1 protein-coding gene and 1 pseudogene are annotated in these 1,912 nt (G+C 43.0%); both read left to right on the plus strand.

Going from position 1 to position 1,912, the window contains the following annotated elements; genetic code table 11:
• Window positions 1-375 (plus strand): annotated as a pseudogene (locus B2Y23_RS12235) (iron-containing redox enzyme family protein); the annotation flags it as partial.
• 73 nt (window positions 376-448) lie between these two features.
• The coding region (locus B2Y23_RS12240) for a catalase (protein WP_291371086.1) at window positions 449-1,912 on the plus strand (1,464 nt) is incomplete at its 3' end.

Raw genomic sequence — 1,912 nt, forward strand, 5'->3', positions numbered from 1 at the left:
GAACAAAGCCGTTTCTGGAAATTGATTAGCCATGAAGAAGGCAAAATGTATGGGGTATTTAATTCTACTGAGAAGCAGATTATCTATGACTGGATTGCTGGCACATTTTTCAAAGACTCGAATTTGCCTCCTCAACGAATAAAGCTACCACATAAAAACAAAGATGATTTTATGTTCAGTTTTCTATCAAATGACGAACTTGAAGACATTCAACAGCAGATATCCGAGAGCGGGAATTTGGCTATAAAGATGAATAAATTACTGCCTTATTTGGCACCACATGCCCATCATCGTGAAACAGGACTGTGGTGTACCCAACGTTTCGTAGATTTCCTGTTTCCGTTTTTAAGCGACAAAAATTTATCCAGGTATTAATTAGATGTGAATAAAGGCTTTATTCATATGGTTTTCATCCGTTACAGACTAACCAACAATTATAGGTAGGAATATGGACCCTAAAGCAAAGAAAAGTGAAGTGGCCGGCGCTGATACTTCAGATAAACAAAATAGCAATGCAAAATTGCAACAGTTGGATGAGTTCCGCCGCGATGCCACTGGAGAGGCGCTGACTACCAATCATGGTGTCAAAATTGCGAATAACCAGAACAGTTTAAGAGCTGGCTTGCGAGGCTCTACCTTAATTGAAGATTTTATCTTAAGAGAAAAAATCACCCATTTCGACCATGAACGTATTCCAGAGCGGATTGTGCATGCGCGCGGTGTTGGTGCACATGGCTATTTTCAGGCCTATGCAGGAAATGAAAAATATACCAAAGCGGCTTTCCTGACCGATCCAAATGTAGAAACGCCAGTTTTCGTGCGTTTCTCTACTGTGCAGGGACCGCGTGGTTCTGCCGATACGGTACGGGATATTCGCGGTTTTGCGATTAAGTTTTATACGCAGGAAGGTAACTATGACATGGTGTGCAACAATGCACCTGTTTTCTTTGTTCAGGATGGCATCAAGTTCCCAGACTTTGTGCATGCAGTAAAACCTGAACCTCCTACTGAAATACCTACCGGAGCCAGTGCGCATGATACATTCTGGGACTTTGTCTCATTGGTACCTGAATCTGCCCATACGGTCATGTGGGCCATGTCAGACCGCGCGATTCCAAGAAATTTACGTTCTATGCAAGGTTTCGGGGTACATACTTTCCGTTTGATTAATGCTGAAGGTAAAGCCATTTTTGTCAAATTCCACTGGACACCTAAACAGGGGATGGCTCAACTGGTTTGGGATGAAGCACAAAAAATTGCAGGAAAAGACCCGGACTTCCATCGCCGCGATTTGTATGATGCCATCAACTCAGGCAATTATCCTGAATGGGAACTCGGTATCCAAATTGTAGAAGAAGAAGACGAAATGAAGTTTGATTTCGATCTATTGGATCCTACAAAAATTATCCCTGAAGAATTGGTACCTGTGACACCGATTGGCAAAATGGTGCTTAACCGTAATGTCGATAACTTTTTTGACGAAACAGAACAGATTGCTTTCTGTCCGGGTCATATCGTACCGGGAATCGACTTTAGTAATGATCCGCTATTACAAACCCGTTTATTCTCTTATACCGATACCCAGTTAAGTCGTCTAGGTGGCCCTAACTTCCATCAATTACCGATTAACCGTGCAGTATGCCCATTCCACAATAATCAACGTGATGGTATGCATCAGACATTTGTGCATCGTGGCGCCGCTTCTTATGAACCCGATTCAGTGGACAATAACTGGCCGGTAGAGACGCTTGCTGCTGCACACGGAGGCGGTTTTGAAAGCTATCAGGAACGTGTTGACGGTCGTAAAATCAGGGATCGTAGTGAGTCGTTTGGGGATCATTTTTCACAAGCGCGTCTTTATTACCAAAGCTTGGCACCATACGAGCAAAAACATGTAGTTGATGCTTATACC

It is taken from the genome of Acinetobacter sp. UBA5934 (genome assembly GCF_002430855.1).
Classification (GTDB): Bacteria; Pseudomonadota; Gammaproteobacteria; order Pseudomonadales; family Moraxellaceae; genus Acinetobacter.